Origin of the sequence: Leptotrichia wadei (assembly GCF_007990545.2) — a bacterium.
GTDB lineage: Bacteria > Fusobacteriota > Fusobacteriia > Fusobacteriales > Leptotrichiaceae > Leptotrichia > Leptotrichia wadei.
This window is the reverse complement of the sequence record NZ_AP019829.2, coordinates 1,335,297-1,356,950: the sequence shown is the minus strand read 5'-3', so window position 1 is coordinate 1,356,950 and position 21,654 is coordinate 1,335,297. Positions and strand designations below refer to the sequence as shown.

The following is a 21,654-nucleotide window of genomic DNA, read 5'->3' as shown; positions in this document are numbered from 1 at the left end:
GATGAAAGTATATTTGGAATTATTTTGGATTTTCTTCAAAATTGGTGCATTTACTCTTGGTGGTGGGTATGCTATGGTTCCACTTATTCAAGCTGAAATTGTAGTAAAAAAAAAGTGGATTGAAGAAGAGGAATTTATCAAACTTTTGGCTCTTGCACAATCTTCACCAGGTGCATTAGCAGTAAATATATCGGTTTTTGTAGGATATAAGATGAAAAAGATGTTAGGAGTAGCAGTTACGGTTATAGCTTCGACATTGCCATCATTTATAGTAATTCTTCTTATAGCTTCGTTATTTAGCAATATACAGGATAATATTTATGTAATAAAGGCTTTTAAAGCGATAAGACCAATGGTAGTTGCATTAATTGCGGCGAGTGTTTATACAATTGGTAAATCAGCCAAAATTAATCGTAAAACATTGTGGATTGTAATTTTGGTAGCAGCAATGGTTGTGTTTTTGAAATTTCCGCCTATTGCGATGATTATTTTAGGTGCTGTTTTAGGTAATGTTTGGATGATTTGGAGGGGAAATAAATGATATTATTAATATTATTTTTTATATTTTTTAAGATAGGATTATTTAGTTTTGGTGGAGGATATGCGATTTTACCGCTTATTCAGGCTGATGTTGTAGATTTTCATAAATGGGTAAATATACAGCAATTTACAGATATTGTGGCAATTTCTCAAGTAACTCCAGGTCCAATTTCATTAAATTCAGCAACTTATGTTGGATATTTAGTAGGGAATAAAGCAGGGGTTTGGAATGGAATTTTAACTGGAACAGTTGCAACAATAGGATTAATTCTTCCGTCAGTTATTGTAATGTCTTTTTTTAGTAAATTTTATTTAAAGTTTCAAGACAATAAATATATAGACAATGCATTCGCTGGGCTTAAAATTGTTGTTGTTGGATTGATTCTAGCAGCTGCGATGTTATTAATTGATAAGAATAATTTTATTGATTGGAAAAGTGTTGTGATATTTATTGTGTCAATGGCGCTTGTGCTAAAGTGGAAGATGAGTCCAATATTACTGACAGTAATTGCGGCTATTGTGGGAATTATAATTTATTAAAATTTTTTGTAAGCTATACGAGTTCAAAATTATAATATATTCGGATTTTTTTAAAGTCAAATTGATATAAATTAAATAAGACAGTTAACTTGTGAGTTTGATTTTAAATTAGTCTTAATTATAAAATAAACATCATAAAATAAAAAATTTATTTTTTGCTAAAGTAACATAGATTGTAAAAAAACAAGTTATTGAATTAAAAATTAAAAAGTTTAGCAAAAAAGTAATAATAGAAATAGAAAGAAGGAAATTATGAAAAAAAAGTATATTATTGCAACATTAATATTAATTTTGGTATTTAGTTGCGGAAAGAAGAATAAAAGAGCAAGAAATTCCCAAAATAATGTAACTTTGGAAAATAAAATGAATGATAAAATTAAGGAATTGACAGAAAAGGCTAAAAAAGGGGATACGGAAGCACAAGCTGAACTTGGTGAAATATATCTTCAGGGAGATGGAATTAAGGCAGATTATAAAAAATCTATGGAATGGAGTAAAAAAGCCGCTGAAAATAAGAATTATCGTGCAATGAGAAATATTGGAATTCTTTATTTGGAAGGCTTGGGGGTAAAAAAAGATTATAAAAAAGCATTTTCATCATTTTCAAGTTCTGTTGATGGTGGAGATGCACAAGGACCTAGATATTTGGGAATAATGTCTGAAAATGGACTTGGAGTCAAAAAGAGCCTGGATGATGCGGAATTTTACTATGAAATTGGGGATAGCAGCGGAGATTTAGTTTCAAGTTATAAACTTGGAAAGCTTTATGAAAAAGTTGGAGATTATGCAAAATCAATAGAGTTTTATAAAAAAGCAGAAGACAGAATAGATAAGACGGCAGCCCCAATGTATGAAGCACTTGGAGATTTGTATGCAAACGGAAAAGGTGTAGAAAAAAGCACAAAAGAAGCTAGAGAATATTATGAAAAGGCTATAAAGTCTGGAAGTCAAGAGGCGAAAAACAAACTGGTTAAATTGAAATAATATTTAAAATCCCCATTTTATTTACTTCTTTAATCTTAATTTAAAAGAGTAGAAAAAATTTTCTGAATAATGTTATTTACTAAAATCGTTATTTGTGATAAAATAAGTTAAGAAATTTAAATATATTTATGCAACTCTATAATTTTTATTTTAATCAAATATAAATTCTATAGTTTAAAAAATTTAATTATCAATTTTATAATTTTAAATTATTACATAAATTATGATTAAAATATTCAACTTAAAGCTAACCTAAAATTATAAATTCTCCAAATTATAGATTTTTTATTAGATTTTAGATAATTTTTGAAACTTTTGTGAAAATTAAGGAAAAAAAGAAAGGAGATGCTACATTAATACAGGCTATTTAATTAAGAAAAAAATGATGTTTTAATTAAGAATAGATATAGTAGCAGTGGGAAATAATGTTAGAAACATTGATTTTTAGAGAAATAAGATACAACGAAAATAATAAACAGCTTCTTAAAGAAAATTTAGAAAAAATAAAAAATAATCCAGACAATGTGGAAGTATTAAAAACATTGGCTTCTATTTATCATGCATTAAAGGAAAACAACAAGGCAATTGAAATTTATGAAAAATTAGTAAATTTACAGCCAAATGAAATTGAAATACGAGCTTTTTTAGGTTATTTGTATTATGAAAATGAAGAACTTGACAAAGCTGAAGAAAACTTTAATAGGGCACTTGATGTAAGTACAAAAGATGAGCCGTTTATTTTGTTCCTTTTGGGAAATATTTATTCAAGAAAAGGCAAAATATCTGAAGCAGTTGATTGTTATGACCTTGCAATATTCCTTGATTTTGATATGTATATTGCACATATTGATTTTGCTAGAAAGTATGAGCATATGGGACGGCACAAAAAGGCTTTGGAAGAATATAAAGCAGCATTTAGGATTGATTCCCGAGATGAAGGGCTTATTGAAAAAATACATTATATAGAAGATAAATATGGAAATGTAATTAATAAAGAAAATAAAAAAATAAATTTTAAAGCTACAAATGCGGAAGTTATTTAATATTAACTAAATAATTAGATAAAATGGTAGAAATTGGGCATGTAGTTAGTAAAATATATCAAAATTTGGGAATTTAAATGAATAAGAAAAGAAATCTTTAGTATAAAAAGTTGTCTTAAAATAAGGAGTGAAATTCTTATCTATGACAGCTTTTTATTATTTTTGCTTGAAATTGAAGATGTAAAAATTTAACGAGGATTTTAATCTATTATTTAAAAATAAAAAAAGTATAAATGTTAAAGGAGAAAGAAAGTGGTAAATTTAGTATGTGAAGCAATCCTTCCAGATTGTCCGATGAAGGATGTGGAGGAAATTGAAAAAAGTATAGTGACAACTTATAAAAAAAGTATTTGGTCAAAATTTTTGAAGGCAATTAGTGATTTTGATATGATTCAAAATGGAGATAAAATTGCGATTGGTGTTTCTGGCGGAAAGGACAGTTTACTTTTGGTAAAATTATTTCAGGAATTAAAAAAAGATAGACGGAAAAATTTTGAATTTAAGGCAGTCAGTCTGAATCCAGGATTTAGAAATTCTGATTTGGATAATTTTAAAAATAATTTGAATAAGCTAAATATTGACTGTGATATTATTGATACAAATATTTGGGAAATTGCAAATGAAAAGGCTAAAGATTATCCGTGCTTTTTATGTGCTAAAATGCGGCGTGGAATTTTGTATACACAAGTGGAAGAACTTGGATTTAATAAATTGACGCTTGGACATCATTTTGATGATGTAATTGAAACGACTCTTATAAATATGCTTTATGCTGGAACAATGAAAACAATGACTCCAAAAGTTCCCTCAACTTCTGGAAAATTAGAATTGATTCGTCCGTTAATTTACGTAAAAGAAGCTGATATAATTGATTATACAAAAACAAATGGGATTCGTGCAATGAACTGTGGATGTACAATTGAAGCTGGAAAAACTTCAAGCAAACGTAGGGAAGTGAAAAATCTGCTGGCTGAACTTGAAGAAAAGAATCCAGGAGTAAAGCAAAGTGTATTTAATTCAATGAGAAATATAAATTTGGATTATGTTTTTGGATATACAGGTGGTGATATAGATAAGAATAAATAAATACTAGAATAGTTATCAGTTATTCTTTTTTTATCCCTGTAAAGAAAACAGTTAATCTAAAAAAGTTACAGAATTTAAAAAAAGAAGAAGAAATTGTCCTTATTTACGGCATTACGAAGGATTGGCTCAAAGAGTAATTGATAAATTTGGAGATGAGGAAATTTCTATTGGTGATTACGTTCTAAGCAGAGGAGATTTACTGACCCTTATAATCATGGACTTTGTAATTCGTATAAAAGAAGGAGTAATAAAAAAGGAATCCTTTGAAACTGATTCATTTTATAATGGACTTCTGGGATTTCCGCAGTATACAAGACCTGTGGAAATTGACGGCTATACTGTTCCAGAAGTCTTGCAAAGTGGAAATCATGCTAAAATTAGTGAATATAGACAATTTCATTCGATTGAAAAAACTATGAAAAATAGAATGGATTTATTTGAAAAAAAGTTGGAGAATATTGATGAGGATTTGGAATTTAAGAAAGTTTATAAAAAATATTTAAAAAATAAATAAAATATATGAAGTTAAAAACATAAACTTAAAAAAATAGTTATACAAAAATTCTTTTATCAATGAAATTGAATGTATAATGTTTCTCAATATATTTTTATTAACTTAATAATTGACAATCAAACTAATTAGGAGTAAAATATATATAAACTTATTCAAAATTTAATTTTGAAAATAATTTATTTCTAGGAGGACATTATGAAAATGGGAAGTCAATTAAAAAAGGGATTAATTATTTTAGCGGGAATTGCAATGTTAAGTATGAGTCTTGCTGCAAAGGAAATGGTGACATATCCAAAAGATAATAAGGCTACTCAAGCATTAGGATTTGTAAAATTGGAAAATTCATTTGGTATTTCTTCAAGTCCTGAAGGGAATACTGTCTATATTAATTCAGGGGGAAAGCCTCTTGAACGTGTTTTTGGTGCAGTAGAAGACAACGATAATAAATTTTCTAAAATAAAAAATAACAAGGTAATTATTAATGGTGGTGTTTTGGCAACAAATGGATTTTGGGAAAAAGATGGAGTGAAAGCAGTAAGAGGTGGAAGCGTCTATGGTGGTGCTGGACAAAATTCAGTAGTAAGTGATAATGAAATAATAATAAAAGGCGATTCGAAAATTGGTGGTAATGTTTATGGCGGTTACAGCCACAGAGGTTCTGTCATAAATAATAAAATCGTAATAGAGAGTAATTCTGTATTGTTTGGGAAAGAAAGCATATTATTTGGAGGAAGAGGAAGTCGTAATATAAATGTAAAAGACAATAAGCCTGAACCTGTTGATGTAATAACTGGAAACACACTCGATCTGAAAGCAAAAAATATTAAAGTGAAAGACATTAAGAATTTTGAAAAAATCGTATTTGAAATATCCAACAAAACTAGACAAAATGACAAAATATTGATACTTACAAATAGCGAAGGAGCAGCTCCAGAAAAGCCTGAAATTGTAAAAATTTCTTCAAAAGTTACAGATTTATCTGAAACTGAAAAAGAAAAGATACTGGCTGAAAAAAATAAAGCGATTAATCTTGATATAAATGTAATTTTTCAAAATAAACCTTCAAAAAATATACGAAATTTAAAAATTACTCTAATTAATGCAGAAAATGGACTTGAATTTAACAAATTACCTGAAAATATAGAAAAAACTGAAAAAGGTTATAAATATAGTGTAAAATTTGAAAAAGATGCTAAAAATTTGTATGCTATAATTAATGCAAGTCTTATAAAAAATTAGTATACATAGAAGTAGTAAAAAAATTTAAAGTTCAAAAAAAGACACCTGAGCGTGCCTTTTTTATTTAAATAGCAGACTAGTTATGAATTTTTTTGCAAGGGATTAAGACTTCTTGTAAAATAAAGTTTATAACAAATTCATTGGTCTAATAGAAAATAATATTAAATTTTTTCAAACGTAGTTACTTGATTTTTAGCAGTCAGTCTTTTCATTTTATATTTTCATGAATTAATTTAATATTTCTATATTTTTAACATTCATTAAAACAGCAGACTGATGATGTATAGTCTGCGAATGAAATAACTCTCCTGTCATTTTAACTTTTTTACCATATGCTTGATTTGATTTTAAATAGTTAATTAAATTTTCATCAAGAACTAAGTGTAATTCAGTTACTCCTGTTTCAACTACATTTTCAGAATCATTTGCAACTGAAGGAACTACTTTTATTGGTGAACTCAAAAATAAAAAATATGGATAAATAGTTTTTCCGTTTTCATTTGCTGCTCCGTCTTCTACAAATATTTTCTTTATATCAAATGTTCCAATTAAAGTTTGATTATCTCCATAATAATATGTTGATTTATTAGGACTTTCTGTTTTTTGTTTTTTCTTTTTCTCAATATTTGCATCAGAAACTGTATCACTTTCTAAAATTAATTTCCATTCATCTCCTATTTTTTTGAAAACTAAATAAGATGGATAATCTTTCGTTCCTTTTTTAGTTGTAACTTCTTTTACAAATTCTGCTTTATATTGTGTATCTGAAATTTGTTGAATATTAATGTCACCTTTAATTACTTGTCCGTAAACAGGATTCTTTTCAAAGAATTTCTTTTGATCTTTAATATAGTAATCCCTTGTAACTGTTTGCTGATAATATTCAACTTTATCTGCAAGCATATTTTCCAAAACTGTAAAGTCCCCATTACTTGAAGCTTTATTCCATAATTCAACCATTTCTTTTACTTCTTGTTCTGAAGTCCTTACTTTTTCCACAGAATTTTTTTCTGATTTTTTATCATTATTACCTTTATTATTTAAACCACATGAAAGAGTTGTCAATAATATTGATAATATAATTAATTTTTTCATATATTAATTTCCTTTCATTTTTTTTATTCAAATGAAATCACTAATTTTTTACCAAATGTGGCAGCCAATTTTTTTAATGTTTTCAATGAAGGATTGGGATTTCCGTTTTCTATTTTACTTACATCTTCTTGCATTATCCCAGTTAAATCTGATAATTTCTTTTGTGTAATGTTTTTATCTTTTCTTGCTTCAATAATTTCTTTTATAATTTGAAATTCTACTTCAAGACTTTCATATTCTTTTCTAAATACTTCATCTTTTAATAATTTTTCTTCAAAAGTCCAACTACATCTCTAACTTCATCCATCTTGGCAGTAGCAATACTTCTAGCCTTAACTGCACCTTCATGTAAAATTTCATAAACATAATCCATATTATTTTCCAGCTCTTCACGTTTTTTCTGGAATGGTGTGAAATAATCCATAAATTTGTCAAATAATTCATTTTTGGCATGTCCATATCCAAAGTTTCCTGCTCTGAATTTTTCTTTTAATGCTTCTACTTCTGCTTCTGTTGCAAAAAGGGCATATAATTTCGTGATGTTATTGTCAGGATCTTTTGGCTCTTCCAAAGGTGTTGAATCTGTTACAATGTTCATAATTTGTTTTTTCAATGATTTTTTTGAACCGAACATATTTATTACGTTTCCATAGGATTTACTCATTTTATCACCGTCTGTTCCTGGCACAGTTGCTACGTTTTCAACGATTTTTTCCTTTGGTAATTTAAAAATTTCCTTTCCGTAAGTTTCATTGAATTTAATGGCAATATCACGAGTTATTTCCACATGCTGCTTCTGATCTTTCCCAACAGGCACAATATCAGGTGAGTACATTAAAATATCAGCTGCCATAAGTATTGGATAAGTAAATAGTCCTACATTTGGCTTAATTCCTTTTGCAACCTTATCTTTATATGAATGAGCTCTTTCCAATAGTCCCATTGGAGAAATATTTGATAAAATCCAAGATAATTCTGTATGTTCAGGCACATCCGACTGTAAAAATAATGTGGATTTTTTAGGATCTAGACCCAAAGCCAAATAATCTAAAATTACGTTTATTGTGTTAGATTTTAAATCTTCCCCTTTTGGCGAAGATGTCAGAGCATGATAATTTGCTAAAAAATAGAAACCTTCATATTTATCTTGCAATTTTACAAATTGCTTAATAGCTCCAAAATAGTTCCCAATATGTAAAATACCGCTGGGTTGAATACCAGACAAACTTCTCATAAAAACCTCCATAATTTGTTTAAATATTTTTATTCTAAAACTTAATTAATTTAATTTATTTTAAAAAAATTAAAATATGTTTTAATAATATGTCAATATTATATCACTAAAAAAATCTTTTGTAAAACATTAAAATAGAGTTCTATTGATTTTAAAGTATAACTTTGATATAATATGCTCAAATTGAAATATGAAAAGGAGAAGTTTATAAAATGAACAGAAATAGATTAACAAAAATACTGTTGCTTATTATTGTTGTACTATTTGGACTTGGAAAAATGTATTTTGGAAGAAACAGTAATAAAATAAAAAATGATTTTTCAAAAGGATTTGTTGCACAAGATGAAAAAAGCAGTAAATTTGCTAAATGGGAAAATAATAAAAAAAATAAGAATAAGAAAAATATTGCTGAAAAACAATATAAAAGCGATAAAAAATTAGAAAACAAAAAATATAAAATTGATTACGAACACGTAATTGGCGGGGATGAAAATTCGCAAGGAAAAGTTACGGGAGGACATTCGCTTTTACGTGGAGATGTCAGAATTGTGAAAAAAATTGGGAGTCCAGCGAAAAATGGAGTATATCGGGCAAGCATCGAAGTAAGGAAGAAGGACGGAACTTGGCAGTCAAAAACGTCTAATGGCGGTGTAAATACGATATTTCCAGAAAATTGGGATGAAGCTAGAATTATTGATGAAATAAATTCGGCCTGGGAAAACAGAAAAGATTTAAAGGGCAGAGATAGCAATATGTGGCAAGGAATTAGCAAAAGCGGAGTTTTAATTCGAGGTTATAAAAGTCCTAGAATAACAGCTTATCCAGTTTATGAAAACCATTAAAAATTAGTTTGAAGAAAGGAAAAGCATAATGATTATAAAATTTGGCTATTATGATGATGAAGATTTTGGGCTGACTGCATTTCCAGAAATAAAATTTTCTGAACTAGAAATAGAAAAAAATAAGAAAAAAAACAGATATTTAGAAAAAAAGAAAAAAGAATATACAAAATATTTAATAACTGGAATAATGGAAGATTTCCCAGACACGAAAATAATTGATATTCTATTGCCTAAATTGAAACAAATTGAAAGTGGGGAATTACGTGAAACTACTTGGGATGGTCAAGCTTTTCAGCATAAAATTGATAAGAATAAAGTGGAATTTGAGCATACAATTTTTGGGATTTGTGAGGAATATCCGCTGTGGAGCTGTAAGTTTGAAGAGTATAAAAAAGTTTTGGAAAGCTGGAAAAAGTTTTTGAGAATGGAATTTGATTTAAAAAGCGAAATTATGGTGGAGATTTAATAAAAATAAAAAAGACTATTTGAAAAGATTAATTTTTATTCTAAATCAAGATAGTCTAATTTTTTTTTATTTTATAAATTTTATTTTTGTAAATCTTTAAAATTAAGGTCTTAATTTTGCTAATTCTTCTAAATCAAGATCAGCATCGTAATCTACATTGTCAAAGTCAAATCCGTTTAATTGCATGAATTCTTCCCTTGCTCCAGCATAATCACTTATTTCCTTAAAGTTTTCTGGTGTAATTTTGTCCCAAAGTGCTTCAACTTCAGCTTGAACGTCTTCACGCATTTCCCAGTTATCTGGACGTAATCTTCTTTCGTCATCAATTACTGGATGATTTCCATAAACCATTTGAGTTAATAATCTATGTTTTTGTTGGATTGTACCTTCGTGAATACCTTTTTCCTTCATTACTTTATAAAGCAATGCTGCGTATAATGGGAAAATAGGGATAACTGCACTTGCTTTTGTCATTAATGCTTTACTTAATGAAACATAAGCCTCTCCATTATATTTTTCCTTCAAAAAGTCATTTAAAACATCAGAAGTATGTTCCAAATCTCTTTTTGCCGCTCCAATTGTACCTTCCTTATAAATTCCGTAAGTTACTTTTGGTCCTAAATATGAGTAAGCTACTGTTTTAAAGCCTTCAGAAAGAACTCCGCCTTTATCAAGTGCTTCAATCCATAATTTCCAGTCCTCTCCACCCATAACTTTTATAGTACTTTTAATTTCTTCAGGAGTTGCAACACCCATTGTTGTTTCTTCCATAGTTTCCTTTTCAAAATTGATAGTTGGTCCTGTAATTTCCTTTGTAGTAGATTTTAATGCTGAACGGTAAGTTATGCCATCAATAGGATCAGTCCTAACTCCGCTTGCTAAACTGTAAATTAACAAATCAATTTTCCCGCCAAATTCTTCTTTAATAAATTTTATTACATCATCTTTCATTTCAAATGAAAAAGCATCACCAATGAAATTCTTATATTTTAATCCTTCCTTTTCAGCAGCTTCATCAAATGCAATTGTGTTCCACCATCCAGCAGATCCAGTTCTTTTCCCTTCTATACCTTTTTCAAATGCCACTCCAATAGTTTCAGCTCCAGCACCAAAAGCAAGGGAGATTCTTGTTGCAAGCCCATATCCAGAAGAAGACCCAATAATCAGCACTTTTTTTGGACCTTTATACTTATCTTGCGATTTTACATAGTCAATTTGTCTTTTTACAAATTCCTTTGCTCCAATTGGGTGATTTGTAAGTGCTAAACCACCTTTTAATCTAGGTTTTATAACCATTTATTTTTTCCTCCTAAAATTATTTATTATATCATTTTTTATTTTTTAAAAAACATGTACATTTAAAATGATAACATATTTTAAGTTAAGTTTTCAAGAAATATTTTAAATTAAGTAAAAATAAATAACTTTGGTTATCAAAATAATTTTAAAAATATTGACTAAAATAAGTTATGTGGTAAACTAATAAAGAAGAGAGAAGTAACAAAAAAATATTAAAATAATAAAAGAATATGGAGATGAGTAAAATGGGAATGACTATTGATTTTACAGGAAAAACAGTTTTAGTGACAGGAGCGGCAAAAGGTTTGGGAAAAGATATGGCATTACTTTTTGCATCTTGTGGAGCAAATGTTCATATTGGTGATTTTAATACAGAAGAAGCTGAAAAAACGGTTGCTGAACTTAAAAATTTTGGAGTAAAAGCAGATTTCACAAAATGTGATGTTTCAAATGAAGAAGAAGTTCAAAAAATGGTAGAAGAAGCAAAAGCATTAGGAAATGGGGAATTAGATGCGGTAGTAAATGCAGCTGGAGTAATTTCTATACAGGACTTACTTTATACAAATGCAAAAGAAATGCAAAGAGTACTGAATATTAATGTTGTAGGGTCTGCATTAGTTCTGAAACATTCTTTAGAAACTATGATGAAGCAAAAATTTGGAAATATAATACTGGTATCATCAATTGCTGGTAGAGAAGGAATGGATATGTTGCAAATTTACTGTGCTTCAAAAGCAGGAGTTACTTCATTGGTTCAAAGTGGAGCAAGAAGAGGAGCACCGTATAATGTCCGTGTAAACGGTATTTTACCAGGAATTATCCGTACATCAATGTGGGAAGAAATATTAGATGGAATGTCACATAACTGGGATCCTAACAATAAAGAAGAAGTATCACCAGAAGTTCGTGAAGAATTATGGAAAAAATCCGTAGAATCACTAATACCTTTAGGTCATGCTCAAAGTGGAAAAGACATAGCATATGCAACTGCTTTTTTAGCTTCTGATTTTGCAAAGGAAATCACAAGCGAATGCTTGTCAATTGATGGTGGAACTACTGTTGGAAGATAGGAAACTTTATAAAATAACACAAGGAAACTCGTAAATAAAAATACGGGATGAATTGTGTTATTTTTAAATTAGAAAAATATAAAAAGGAGAAGTAAAAATTGGACGATAAAAAATTAATGATTTTGGAAGAAAAATTAAAAAATGAGTTGTCAGAAGATAAAATAAATTATATAAACAAATATAAATTAAAATTAAATGATAAAAGGCAATGGATGACGACTAAAAATAATGTTCCTGAAAGAGTCTATTTTTCGCATAATTTTATCTTGAAGAATACGATATTAGAAGTTATTTTTAGAAAATATCAATTATGTTATGCAAAATTAAAATACTTCAGGAAAAACCTTGATAAATTTTCATATTTTAAATATGATCCAAAATTAGGATTTATTGAAACAGAATTTTGGGATATTGAGTTCTTTTGTCATGAAAAATCTGGGAAATATATTGACTTGAGATATTTGCAACAAATAACAGAAATAGAGGTGTTTTTAGAATTTGTGAACTGGCTTGAAAGTTTATAGGATAAAAAAGTCATTTGCATATTAAAAAATTTTTTGAAAATTGAAATAGCCTCTGTTTTTTGATATAATTTATTCATAAAGTAAAAATTTTAGGAATAATCGAGGATGGTTGCTATGATAAAAAGAATAGATACAAAAAGTGGGAAAACAATTTCTTATGTGTATAATTTAAAAGATGAAGATTATAGAATTGTATCTGAAAGATTGGAGATGGATGAGGAAAAGATAAAAAATGTAATTGATGAAGAAATTTTTACTCCGAGGATCTCAAAATCAGACTGGGAAATTTATAAATTGTATTATCCGACTGTGAAGAAACCTGTGATAGATAAAGAGGTTACATCTTACGAAATTAATCCAATTGTAATTTGTATGAGGGAGGATAAGGTTGTCATTTTGGATGATGATTATTTTGAAGATTTTTATGATTTTGTTGAAGAATATGCTGAATTGAGAGATGATATTCTTGAAGAAAATCGTTTTTTTCTAAATATGCTTCATAAAATTTCTCAAAGTTTGTATAAATATGTACGAATTTTAATTGGAGAACACGACAAGATTGAAACGGTTTTAAGGGAGCAGCAAAGTAATGAGAAATTGATTTCACTTTCGGAAGTGGAGCAAGGTTTTTATGTTTACAATATTGCTATGAGAAACTTGGATTATGTTGTTGAGAATTTGAAAGAAGATGAGCAATTTCAGCAATTTGAAGAATACATGACGAGAATTTTGCAAGAGATAAACTTTACACTTGATTTGTCGTTTTCATACTGTGAAATCTGTAAAACAACACGAGAAACATATTCATCATATATTGGAAATAATATGAATATCACAATGAAAGTTTTGGCAGCGGCGACAATACTAATTACAGTTCCAAATATGATTTTTGGATTTTATGGAATGAATGTGAAGTTACCGCTTCAAGATACAGGATTTTGGGCATTAATAATAATTTTTATAATAATGACAGTGTTAATGATAGTTTTGTGGAAGTATTTGAAAAAGAAAGTTTTGTAAAATCTAAATGTAGTATAAAACAAAAAAAATTTCCCACAATATTAAGATTTGTATTTACTTATTGAAAAAATCTATAATGAAAATCTTATTGTAAGATTAAATAAAGGTTGAAAAAATAAGCTGCACCTAAAATTTTGGACATAAACAAGATTAGAGGTGCAGTCCAAAGAATAATATTTAGTTTAAATCAAGAATAGTCTATTTAAAAAAACTGTACATTTAAACTAATAACATATTTTCAAGAAATATTTTAAATTAAATCAAAACAAATAACTTTATCAATCAAAGTATTCTTTTAAGAAAAAGTTTAAATAAGTTTATAATTGTGCTGTTGGGTAAAGCGTGATTTCGTTCATGCTAACTTCTTCTGGCAAATCAATCGCAAATTTTACAGCTTCGGCAACTATTATAGGATCTGCTCCAATTGTGTCGTAAAGAAATTCAATTCTTTCCTTAATTGCTTTATTTGTGATACGTGTTGCAAGTTCAGTTCTGAATGCTCCTAAATATAAAGTTGTTGTACGGACATTCATTTTTTCATTGGCACTTTCTTTTCTTAGTACTTCCATTAGTGCTTTTACACCGTGTTTTGTGGCACAGTATACTCCTGCTCCAAGATATGTGTTTAGTCCAGCAACAGAAGATGTGCTAATAACATGTCCAGATTTTTGCTTGATAAAATGTGGAAGTACAGCTTCAATACCATTTAAGACACCTTTTAAGTTCACATCTATCATTTCATCCCATTCACTATTTTTTAGTTCTGACAATGGTGCGTTTGGCATTAATCCCGCATTATTGAAAATAACATCTATTTTTCCGTATTCAGAAATTGCAAAATCAACCAATGCTTTTACTTCCTCTCTTTTTGATACATCTGTCACTTTGTAAGCTGCTTCTCCTCCTTTTTCCTTTATTTCAGCAACAGCTTGCTGTAATTTGTCTTCATTTCTTGCAGCAAGTACGACTTTTGCGCCACTTTCTCCTAGTAATTTTGCAGTAGCTTTTCCAATTCCTGAAGAAGCTCCTGTAACAATAACGACTTTGTTTTTAACAGCCATTTTAAATCATCTCCTTTGAGTAGTTAATTTTTCTTACAAACTTATTATAACATATCTTTTTAAAAAATCAGTACATATATATAGATGTTTTGGAAAATAAAAAAGATATATTCTGGTTGTTATTTTAAATAAATTAAAGTATAATATATTAATTACTATGGAAAGGTATTGCGAAATGAGTAAATATAAGGAAGTTTATGAAAATATAAAAAAACAAATAAAAGATGGAAAATTAAAGTCAAAAGACTACTTAAAAAGTGAGGCTGATTTGGCGATAGATTATTCCTGTTCGGTACTTACTGTTAGAAAGGCACTTGCATTATTGGAGTCTGAGGGATATATTCAAAAAATAAAGGGAAAAAAGTCGATTGTGCTGGAAAAAGGAGATTTGAAAAATATTTCGCTTACTTCGATACAGACATTTCAAGAATTGAATAAGATAAAAAATATAGATGTCAAGGCAAATTTAGTTAGTCTATACATAGTACAAGGTGTTGAGGAACTAATGGAAAAATTTAATGTCTCTAAAACGGCTGATTTTTATAAGGTTGTCCGTACTTATTCTTTGGATGGTGAAGTTGTGCAGTATGCCATTTCCTATTTTGATAGAAAAATCGTCACTTATTTAAATGATGAAATAGCCAGTAAATCTATCTATGAATATCTGGAAAATGAACTAAATTTAAAAATATCCTATTCAAGGCGGGAAATAAAGTTCAGAAGTGCAACAGATGAAGAAAGACGGTATATAAATCTGGAAAATATTGACAGAGTTGTAGTTATTGAAACTTATGCTTATTTATCTAACGGAAATCTTTTCCAATACGAAACAATAACTTATCATCCTGATAAATTTACTTTTACGGCAATTGCTAAAAGATAGTTGCTAAAAATTGAAATATGAAAAAATATTGACCTTTTTATTTATATATTATATTATATACATATATGGAAAGAGTAATTTTTATGACAAATACAAATGCAACTAATTTAAGAAAAACTTTATTTTTTTGTTTAGAATAAGCAATTGATTATAATGATTTAATGTAAATGCAAAGAGAGGATACTTTAGTAAAATGTAAAGGAGACAAAAAATGAAAAAAATAGTTTTAGTAATTAGTTTAATGATTTCTTTAATCTTGTGTTCGGCTGAAAAAACTGATTTTATACGAGAAGTATTAGCTAAAAATGATGGATTTGCTTCAGAAGGTAAAGGAACTACGGGTGGAACTCAAGCTGTTCAGAAAAATATATTCAAAGTTACAAATAAGAAAGAATTTGTTGCAGCACTTGGAAACAGAAAAAATACGGAACCTAAGATTTTGATGATATATGGGACAATAGATTTTGATACAGATGATAATGGTAAGAGTTTAAAGATGGAAGATTATATGGCTAAAGGGTATGATTTTCAAAAATATTTGGAAACTCATGCTTCTAAAAGTTCAGCACCTAAAAGTCTGAAAGAAGATCAGGAAGCAAAAAGAGAACAATCTCAAAAAAATCAAAGTAAAAGTATTACAGTCCATGTTCCTGCCAATACAAGTATAATTGGGATTAAAAATGCAAAATTAAAAGGTGTAGATTTAGTCCTAGATTCTAATAATATAATTATAAGAAATATAATGTTCGAGCCCCCTTATGATTATTTTCCATCATGGGATCCAAAAGATGGAAAAGAAGGTAACTGGAATTCCGAATATGACAGTATTTCAATAAAGGGTGGCACTCATATTTGGATAGATCATTGCCATTTTCAAGATGGACCTGAAACTATTGAAAAATATTTTAATCGTAAATATGAGCATAGGGATGGGTTAATTGATATATCAAATCAATCAGATTACATAACTTTATCATATAATATTTTTGAAAATCATAATAAAGCGATTTTGATAGGAAATAGTGATTCAAAAATGACAGATGAAGGGAAATTAAATGTAACTTTGCATCATAATTATTTTCATAATTTAGTTCAAAGAGCACCAAGAGTGAGATTTGGAAAGGTTCATGTATATAATAATTATTATCAATCAGACAATAAAAATAGTGAATACAGTTATTCTTATTCTTTAGGAGTTGGAAAAAATTCAAAAATATATGCTGAAAACAATGTTGCAGAAGTAAAAGACAAAGATTATAAAGATTTTGTAAAAGTCTTTGGTGGAAAAGAACTTACAACTATTAACAATATTTTCAATGGACAGAAAATTGATAAATTTGATGAAAGTTTATCAAAAGTGAATTGGGTTCCTACATTATATCAAAAAATAGATGCTACAAATGAAGTAAAAGATAAAGTTTTAAATAATGCGGGAATATTTAAAAAATAAAATGTAGTTTGTTTTAATTGAAATAAAAAATATATAATAAATAATTGATAAAATAATAAAATAATAAAATTGTTAAGGATTAGTTTTTGCACAATGTGAAAGCTAATCTTTTTTAATTTTCGTATTTATTTACTAAATTATAACTGATAAAAAATTTTTTAAAAATTGAGAGCATAAGCATTTCTGTATAAACAAACTAAAAAATAAAAATAAAGATATGAAAAAAATCTTGACTTTTTTATTTATGTACTGTATTATGTACATAAGTGGAAGGAGTGATTTTTGTGACAAATACAAATGCAACTAATTTGAGAAAAAATTTATTTTCTTATTTAGAATCGGCGATTGATTATAACGATGTTATTAATGTGAATACAAAAAAAGGAAATGCGATTATTATTAGTGAAGCTGAATATAACGGTTTACTAGAAACTTTATACTTGCTGTCAGATCCAAATATGAAAGAAAAGATTGAAACTGCAAAGAATGCTACTAGTGATGATTATGAGGTTTTTGAATGGTAGAAGAATATAAGATTTATATTTTAAAGAAAGCTAATAAAGACAAGGAGAAAATAAAACAATTTCCAGCATTAAAAAATAATGTAGATAAATTGATAAATCTTATAAAGAAAAATCCTTTTCAAACGCCACCATTTTACGAGATTTTGACGAAAGATTTGAAGGGATATTATTCAAGGAGAATTAATAAACAGCATAGACTTGTTTATGAAGTTATTGAGGAAGAAAAAAGAATAAATATTATCAGTATGTGGACACATTATGAATTTTAATGGATTAAATAAGGATTAGTTTTTGTATAAAGTGAAAGCTAATCTTTTTAAATTTTCATATTTATTTACCTAAGTTATAACTGATAAAATTGTAGAAAAAATATTTTTGTAAGATATAACTAATAAAAATGTTGATTTTCGATTTTTTGTAAGTTATAATTGAAAAGAGGTGATAAGATGTTAAAAAGAGATGAATATATAAAAAAAATAGTACCTTTTATTGATAAAGATGTGATAAAAGTTTTGACAGGAATAAGAAGAAGTGGAAAATCAGTTATGTTAAAACTTTTAATGGAGGAATTGAAAAATAGGGGAATAAATGAAAATCAGTTTATTTATATTAATTTTGAAAATTTGAAATATAGAAATCTAAAAAATTATGAGAGATTGTATGATTTTATTTTAAATAAGGTTGATGATAAATATAAGAGCTACTATGTTTTTTTAGATGAAATTCAAGAAGTGGAAGGCTGGGAAAAATGCGTGAACTCTTTGAGGGTGGATGAAGAGCTTAGATTTGATATTTATATTACAGGTTCAAATGCTAAGCTGCTTTCAGGAGAGCTTTCAACATATTTAGCTGGAAGATATGTTGAATTTGTTGTGTATCCGTTTTCATTTAAAGAGTTTTTTGAAATTATACAGGAGAAAAATCAAGAAATAAAAGTCAAAGAAGCATTTCAAAAATATGTAAAATTTGGAGGAATGCCGTTTCTTCATAATTTGGATTATAATTTTGAAGCAAGTATGCAATATTTACAGGATTTATATGCTTCTATTATATTAAAGGATATTACTCAGAGAAATAATATTAGAGATACAGATTTGCTTGAAAGAATAATAAATTATGTTATTATGAATATTGGAAATACATTTTCAGCAACATCGATTTCTAAATTTTTTAAAAGCGAGAATAGAAAAGTTGCAACAGAAACAATACTGAACTATATAAAGGCATGTGAAGAGGCATTTTTAGTTTACCGAGTTGCTAGAAATGATTTATTAGGAAAAAAGATACTGAATGTGAATGAAAAATATTACATAGCTGATCATGGAATAAGGGAAGCAATAATGGAAAATAATCAAAAAAATATAAATTAAATACTGGAAAATATTGTGTACTTTGAAATGTTAAGAAGAGGATATAATGTAAAAATTGGAAAGGTAGATAATCTTGAAGTAGATTTTGTCTGTAAAAAAAATGATGAAACAATATATATTCAGGTAAGTTATTTATTAGCTTCAGAAGATACGAAAGAAAGAGAATTCTCAGTTTTAGAAAATATTAAAGACAATTATCCAAAATATGTGCTGTCGATGGATGAATTTGATATGTCAAGAAATGGGATAAAGCATGTAAATTTGATAGAATTTTTAGTAAAATAAGTTAACCATAAAAATTGAATAATTGTAAAGAACAATATTGATTAAAAATAATATATTTCAGTATTTTCTGTTATATAAAATAGTGTTGCCAAAAGAAAAAAAGTCGGTATACTTATAGTAGAATAAAAACAATAAATAACAAATTAAAGAAGGGAATGGTAATGATGAAAATAAGCAAATTTATTGATCACACAATTTTGAAGGCGAATGCTACGAGAGAAGATATAAAAAAATTATGCGATGAAGCAAAAGAATATGGATTTTATTCAGTTTGTGTAAATGGGGCGAATGTTGAATATGCTTTTAGTCAAGTTAAAGACAGCGATGTGAAGGTTGCAGCGGTAGTTGGGTTTCCTTTGGGAGCGATGGCGACTGATGTAAAGGTATTCGAGGCGAAAAAGGCGATTGAAGATGGTGCTTCAGAAATTGACATGGTTATTAATGTTGGAGCATTGAAAGATAAGGACTATGAATTGGTGGAAAACGAAATTAGAAGAATTAAAGAAGCAATTGGAAAAAATGTTTTGAAAGTGATTATTGAAACTTGTTATTTGACTGATGAGGAAAAAGTGAAGGCGTGTGAATTGGCTGTTAATGCGAATGCTGATTTTGTGAAAACTTCGACAGGTTTTGGAACTGGAGGGGCTACATTTGAAGATGTGGAACTTATGAAAAAAGCAGTTGGAAATAAGGCAAAAGTTAAGGCAAGTGGCGGAGTGAGAGACTTTGAAACTGCGAAAAAATATATTGAACTGGGTGCTGAAAGATTGGGAACAAGTTCTGGAATTGCAATTGTAACTGGGGCTGAGAGTGAAGGTTCTGGATATTAAATTTTTGTGTTTTCTTAAATAAAAAAGAGGTGGGAAAGATGAAATTTAAAAATTATTTATTTTTTGTGTTTTTACTATTAATTTCTGTAATTAGTTTTGGAAAAAATACGAATGCTCAAGAAATTTTATTGACTGATAACGGTGTAATTTTAAATTTAAGAGGGATTTTTAAGATGGATTGGGATAAGAGTGATCCAGAGGTGCCTTGCTCGGGTACTGGATATGGCGAAATGCTGTTTTATCCTGAAAATAAGGATATTGTGAATGGGAAACCGTTAGTTTTGAGGCTTAGAGATTTTGACTATAATAATCCAGATGTGAATGCGGATTATGAAAAGGAAACAGCTAAGGAAGAAAAAATTATTACTGAAACATTAAAGAAAAATTTTCCAGAAGAATATCAAAAAATGCAAAAAATCCGTAAAGGGAAATTTGAAGTTCCAGCGACAGTTAAGATAAAAAAAGTTTTGCCGTATACAGAATGTGATTTTACGACAGTTTATGTCTATGCCACAGAATTGAAAAGAGTTGCTGGTGCGAAATCGAAAATTACTGAAGTTAAAACGAAAAAATCAAAGGATTTTGAAGAAGAGTTTGTAGATCCAAATGAGCCTTTTGATTTGAAAAAATATGAAGTGAGTTCAAAGGATGGATATGCGAATTTGCGTGAAAAACCGACAACAAACTCGAAAATTGTTTCAAAAATGGATAATGAAACTGTTGTGAAATATATTACAAAATATGGCGACTGGTATTATATTTTTGATGTTGAATATCCTAATGAGAGTAATAAACTCTCAAAAACAAAGGAATATAGAGGTTTTATTCATAAAAGCCAGTTGAAAAAATATACTGATTAAAAATTTGAGAATACAGAAATTTTATACTAAATACCATTTGAAAAATAGGAAAATATTTTATTTATTTTTTGCTAAGAAGTTTTGATCTCACATTAAATAGAATTTATACCTAATGGGAAATAGTATGAAAACATAGAAAAAGGAAGAGAAAAAATGACTTTTGAAGAAATAGAGAAATTTTATAAGAAAGACACTATTATGGTAGCAAAGGAATTGCTTGGGAAAATTTTGATTTCAAAGAATGAAAATGAGATATTTGCCGGATATATTGTTGAAACGGAGGCGTATTTGGGTGAATTTGACAGAGCGGCTCACGGTTATGGGAAAAAACGGACTCCAAAAGTAGAAGCGTTGTTTGAAAAAGCTGGAACTGTTTATATTCATTCTATACACTCTCATAAAATGTTAAATATTGTGACTTGTGAAAAAGGAAATCCGCAAAGTGTTTTAATTAGAGCGATAGAGCCAATTTTGAATGTTGAAAAAATGGAAGAAAATCGTGGAAAAAGTGGAATTTTAGTGAGTAATGGTCCGGGAAAATTTACAAAGGCATTTGGGATTGACGATAGATTTTATAAGACGGAAATTCAGATTACTGAGAAAAATATGTTTGAAATTGAAAATTTTTCTGAAAAATTAGGGAATAAAAATTTTGAAATTAAATATGACATTTCTAAAATAAATGAGAAATATTTGTATCTTGATTTTGAAAATGCTAAAATTCCTAAGAAGATAGGTATTTCTGAGAGAATTGGAGTTCCGAATAAAGGTGTTTGGACTGAGAAAAATTTGAGATTTTTTGTGGAAGGGAATAGGTTTGTTTCTGGGATGAAGAAAGCGGATATGAAAGATGATGTTTGGAAGTGAAATATTTTTATTGTAATTTTTGTTTGAA

24 protein-coding genes and 1 pseudogene are annotated in these 21,654 nt (G+C 28.1%); 20 read left to right on the top strand and 5 right to left on the bottom strand.

Translation table 11 applies throughout. The annotated features are described in order from the left end of the window. Position 1 precedes the first annotated feature (1 nt). The 7 genes from FVE73_RS06345 (at position 2) to FVE73_RS06315 (ending at position 5,946) form a co-directional block, all read left to right on the top strand. On the top strand, positions 2-541 hold the full coding sequence (locus tag FVE73_RS06345; protein ID WP_018497807.1) for a chromate transporter: 540 nt from the start codon (positions 2-4) through the stop codon (positions 539-541). Then, on the top strand, positions 538-1,080 hold the full coding sequence (locus FVE73_RS06340) for a chromate transporter (RefSeq protein WP_018497808.1): 543 nt from the start codon (positions 538-540) through the stop codon (positions 1,078-1,080). The genes FVE73_RS06345 and FVE73_RS06340 overlap by 4 nt, the downstream gene beginning before the upstream one ends. A 252-nt stretch (positions 1,081-1,332) precedes the next feature. Then, positions 1,333-2,064, top strand: coding sequence for a tetratricopeptide repeat protein (locus tag FVE73_RS06335; protein ID WP_018497809.1), 732 nt, complete (start codon positions 1,333-1,335; stop codon positions 2,062-2,064). A 425-nt stretch (positions 2,065-2,489) separates the two neighbouring features. After that, positions 2,490-3,107 (top strand): tetratricopeptide repeat protein, encoded by a 618-nt coding sequence (locus tag FVE73_RS06330; RefSeq protein ID WP_018497810.1) that lies wholly within the window; start codon positions 2,490-2,492, stop codon positions 3,105-3,107. 252 nt (positions 3,108-3,359) lie between these two features. Continuing rightward, positions 3,360-4,193: a tRNA 2-thiocytidine biosynthesis protein TtcA gene (locus tag FVE73_RS06325; RefSeq protein ID WP_018497811.1), complete on the top strand. Its 834-nt coding sequence runs from the start codon at positions 3,360-3,362 to the stop codon at positions 4,191-4,193. 121 nt (positions 4,194-4,314) lie between these two features. Beyond that, positions 4,315-4,707, top strand: coding sequence for an RNA methyltransferase (locus FVE73_RS06320; protein ID WP_018497812.1), 393 nt, complete (start codon positions 4,315-4,317; stop codon positions 4,705-4,707). Positions 4,708-4,902: 195 nt separating this feature from the next. Then, positions 4,903-5,946, top strand: a complete 1,044-nt coding sequence (locus tag FVE73_RS06315; RefSeq protein WP_018497813.1) for a hypothetical protein — start codon at positions 4,903-4,905, stop codon at positions 5,944-5,946. Positions 5,947-6,174: 228 nt separating this feature from the next. Here the strand turns inward: FVE73_RS06315 and FVE73_RS06310 are convergent, their stop codons facing one another. The 3 genes from FVE73_RS06310 to trpS form a co-directional block, all read right to left on the bottom strand. After that, positions 6,175-7,041, bottom strand: coding sequence for a DUF4431 domain-containing protein (locus FVE73_RS06310; protein WP_018497814.1), 867 nt, complete (start codon positions 7,039-7,041; stop codon positions 6,175-6,177). A gap of 23 nt (positions 7,042-7,064) precedes the next feature. Next, a complete protein-coding gene (locus FVE73_RS06305) occupies positions 7,065-7,235 on the bottom strand; it encodes a helix-turn-helix domain-containing protein (RefSeq protein WP_232058546.1) in 171 nt (56 codons plus the stop codon). 65 nt (positions 7,236-7,300) lie between these two features. Further along, a complete protein-coding gene (gene trpS, locus FVE73_RS06300) occupies positions 7,301-8,275 on the bottom strand; it encodes a tryptophan--tRNA ligase (protein WP_018497816.1) in 975 nt (324 codons plus the stop codon). Between the two features lie 212 nt (positions 8,276-8,487). Here trpS and FVE73_RS06295 point away from each other — a divergent pair, with 212 nt between their 5' ends. Together FVE73_RS06295 and FVE73_RS06290 are read left to right on the top strand one after the other, a co-directional pair. Beyond that, complete coding sequence (locus FVE73_RS06295; RefSeq protein WP_018497817.1) at positions 8,488-9,117, top strand: EndoU domain-containing protein; 630 nt, start codon at positions 8,488-8,490, stop codon at positions 9,115-9,117. A 28-nt stretch (positions 9,118-9,145) separates the two neighbouring features. Beyond that, entirely contained in the window at positions 9,146-9,583 is a 438-nt protein-coding gene (locus FVE73_RS06290; protein ID WP_018497818.1) for a hypothetical protein, read from the top strand. Between the two features lie 102 nt (positions 9,584-9,685). On the opposite strand, the gene fabV is transcribed toward FVE73_RS06290, so the two are convergent. Next, complete coding sequence (gene fabV, locus FVE73_RS06285) at positions 9,686-10,879, bottom strand: enoyl-ACP reductase FabV (RefSeq protein WP_018497819.1); 1,194 nt, start codon at positions 10,877-10,879, stop codon at positions 9,686-9,688. A 248-nt stretch (positions 10,880-11,127) separates the two neighbouring features. Here fabV and FVE73_RS06280 point away from each other — a divergent pair, with 248 nt between their 5' ends. From FVE73_RS06280 to FVE73_RS06270, 3 genes are all read left to right on the top strand, one after another. After that, complete coding sequence (locus tag FVE73_RS06280) at positions 11,128-11,952, top strand: SDR family NAD(P)-dependent oxidoreductase (protein ID WP_018497820.1); 825 nt, start codon at positions 11,128-11,130, stop codon at positions 11,950-11,952. Between the two features lie 98 nt (positions 11,953-12,050). Further along, the gene (locus FVE73_RS06275; RefSeq protein WP_018497821.1) at positions 12,051-12,476 is read left to right on the top strand and encodes a hypothetical protein; all 426 of its coding nucleotides are present in this window, start codon (positions 12,051-12,053) and stop codon (positions 12,474-12,476) included. Positions 12,477-12,590: 114 nt separating this feature from the next. Beyond that, a complete protein-coding gene (locus FVE73_RS06270) occupies positions 12,591-13,496 on the top strand; it encodes a CorA family divalent cation transporter (protein ID WP_026238979.1) in 906 nt (301 codons plus the stop codon). Positions 13,497-13,813: 317 nt separating this feature from the next. Here the strand turns inward: FVE73_RS06270 and FVE73_RS06265 are convergent, their stop codons facing one another. Then, complete coding sequence (locus FVE73_RS06265) at positions 13,814-14,557, bottom strand: SDR family oxidoreductase (RefSeq protein WP_018497823.1); 744 nt, start codon at positions 14,555-14,557, stop codon at positions 13,814-13,816. A 175-nt stretch (positions 14,558-14,732) separates the two neighbouring features. Between FVE73_RS06265 and FVE73_RS06260 the strand changes: the two genes are divergently transcribed. The 8 genes and pseudogenes from FVE73_RS06260 to FVE73_RS06225 all read left to right on the top strand — a co-directional run bounded on the left by FVE73_RS06260 (position 14,733) and on the right by FVE73_RS06225 (position 21,626). Continuing rightward, complete coding sequence (locus tag FVE73_RS06260) at positions 14,733-15,440, top strand: GntR family transcriptional regulator (RefSeq protein WP_018497824.1); 708 nt, start codon at positions 14,733-14,735, stop codon at positions 15,438-15,440. Positions 15,441-15,651: 211 nt separating this feature from the next. Next, positions 15,652-16,890: a pectate lyase family protein gene (locus FVE73_RS06255; RefSeq protein WP_018497825.1), complete on the top strand. Its 1,239-nt coding sequence runs from the start codon at positions 15,652-15,654 to the stop codon at positions 16,888-16,890. Positions 16,891-17,174: 284 nt separating this feature from the next. Beyond that, positions 17,175-17,414 (top strand): type II toxin-antitoxin system Phd/YefM family antitoxin, encoded by a 240-nt coding sequence (locus FVE73_RS06250; RefSeq protein ID WP_018497826.1) that lies wholly within the window; start codon positions 17,175-17,177, stop codon positions 17,412-17,414. Then, positions 17,408-17,683, top strand: coding sequence for a Txe/YoeB family addiction module toxin (locus FVE73_RS06245; RefSeq protein WP_018497827.1), 276 nt, complete (start codon positions 17,408-17,410; stop codon positions 17,681-17,683). Before FVE73_RS06250 ends, FVE73_RS06245 begins: the two co-directional genes overlap by 7 nt. A 177-nt stretch (positions 17,684-17,860) precedes the next feature. Then, positions 17,861-19,069, top strand: a pseudogene (locus tag FVE73_RS06240) (ATP-binding protein). Between the two features lie 164 nt (positions 19,070-19,233). After that, positions 19,234-19,899, top strand: a complete 666-nt coding sequence (gene deoC / locus FVE73_RS06235) for a deoxyribose-phosphate aldolase (RefSeq protein WP_039782065.1) — start codon at positions 19,234-19,236, stop codon at positions 19,897-19,899. 38 nt (positions 19,900-19,937) lie between these two features. Then, positions 19,938-20,759 (top strand): SH3 domain-containing protein, encoded by an 822-nt coding sequence (locus FVE73_RS06230; RefSeq protein WP_018497831.1) that lies wholly within the window; start codon positions 19,938-19,940, stop codon positions 20,757-20,759. A gap of 153 nt (positions 20,760-20,912) precedes the next feature. Continuing rightward, positions 20,913-21,626: a DNA-3-methyladenine glycosylase gene (locus FVE73_RS06225; RefSeq protein WP_018497832.1), complete on the top strand. Its 714-nt coding sequence runs from the start codon at positions 20,913-20,915 to the stop codon at positions 21,624-21,626. Positions 21,627-21,654: the final 28 nt, after the last annotated feature.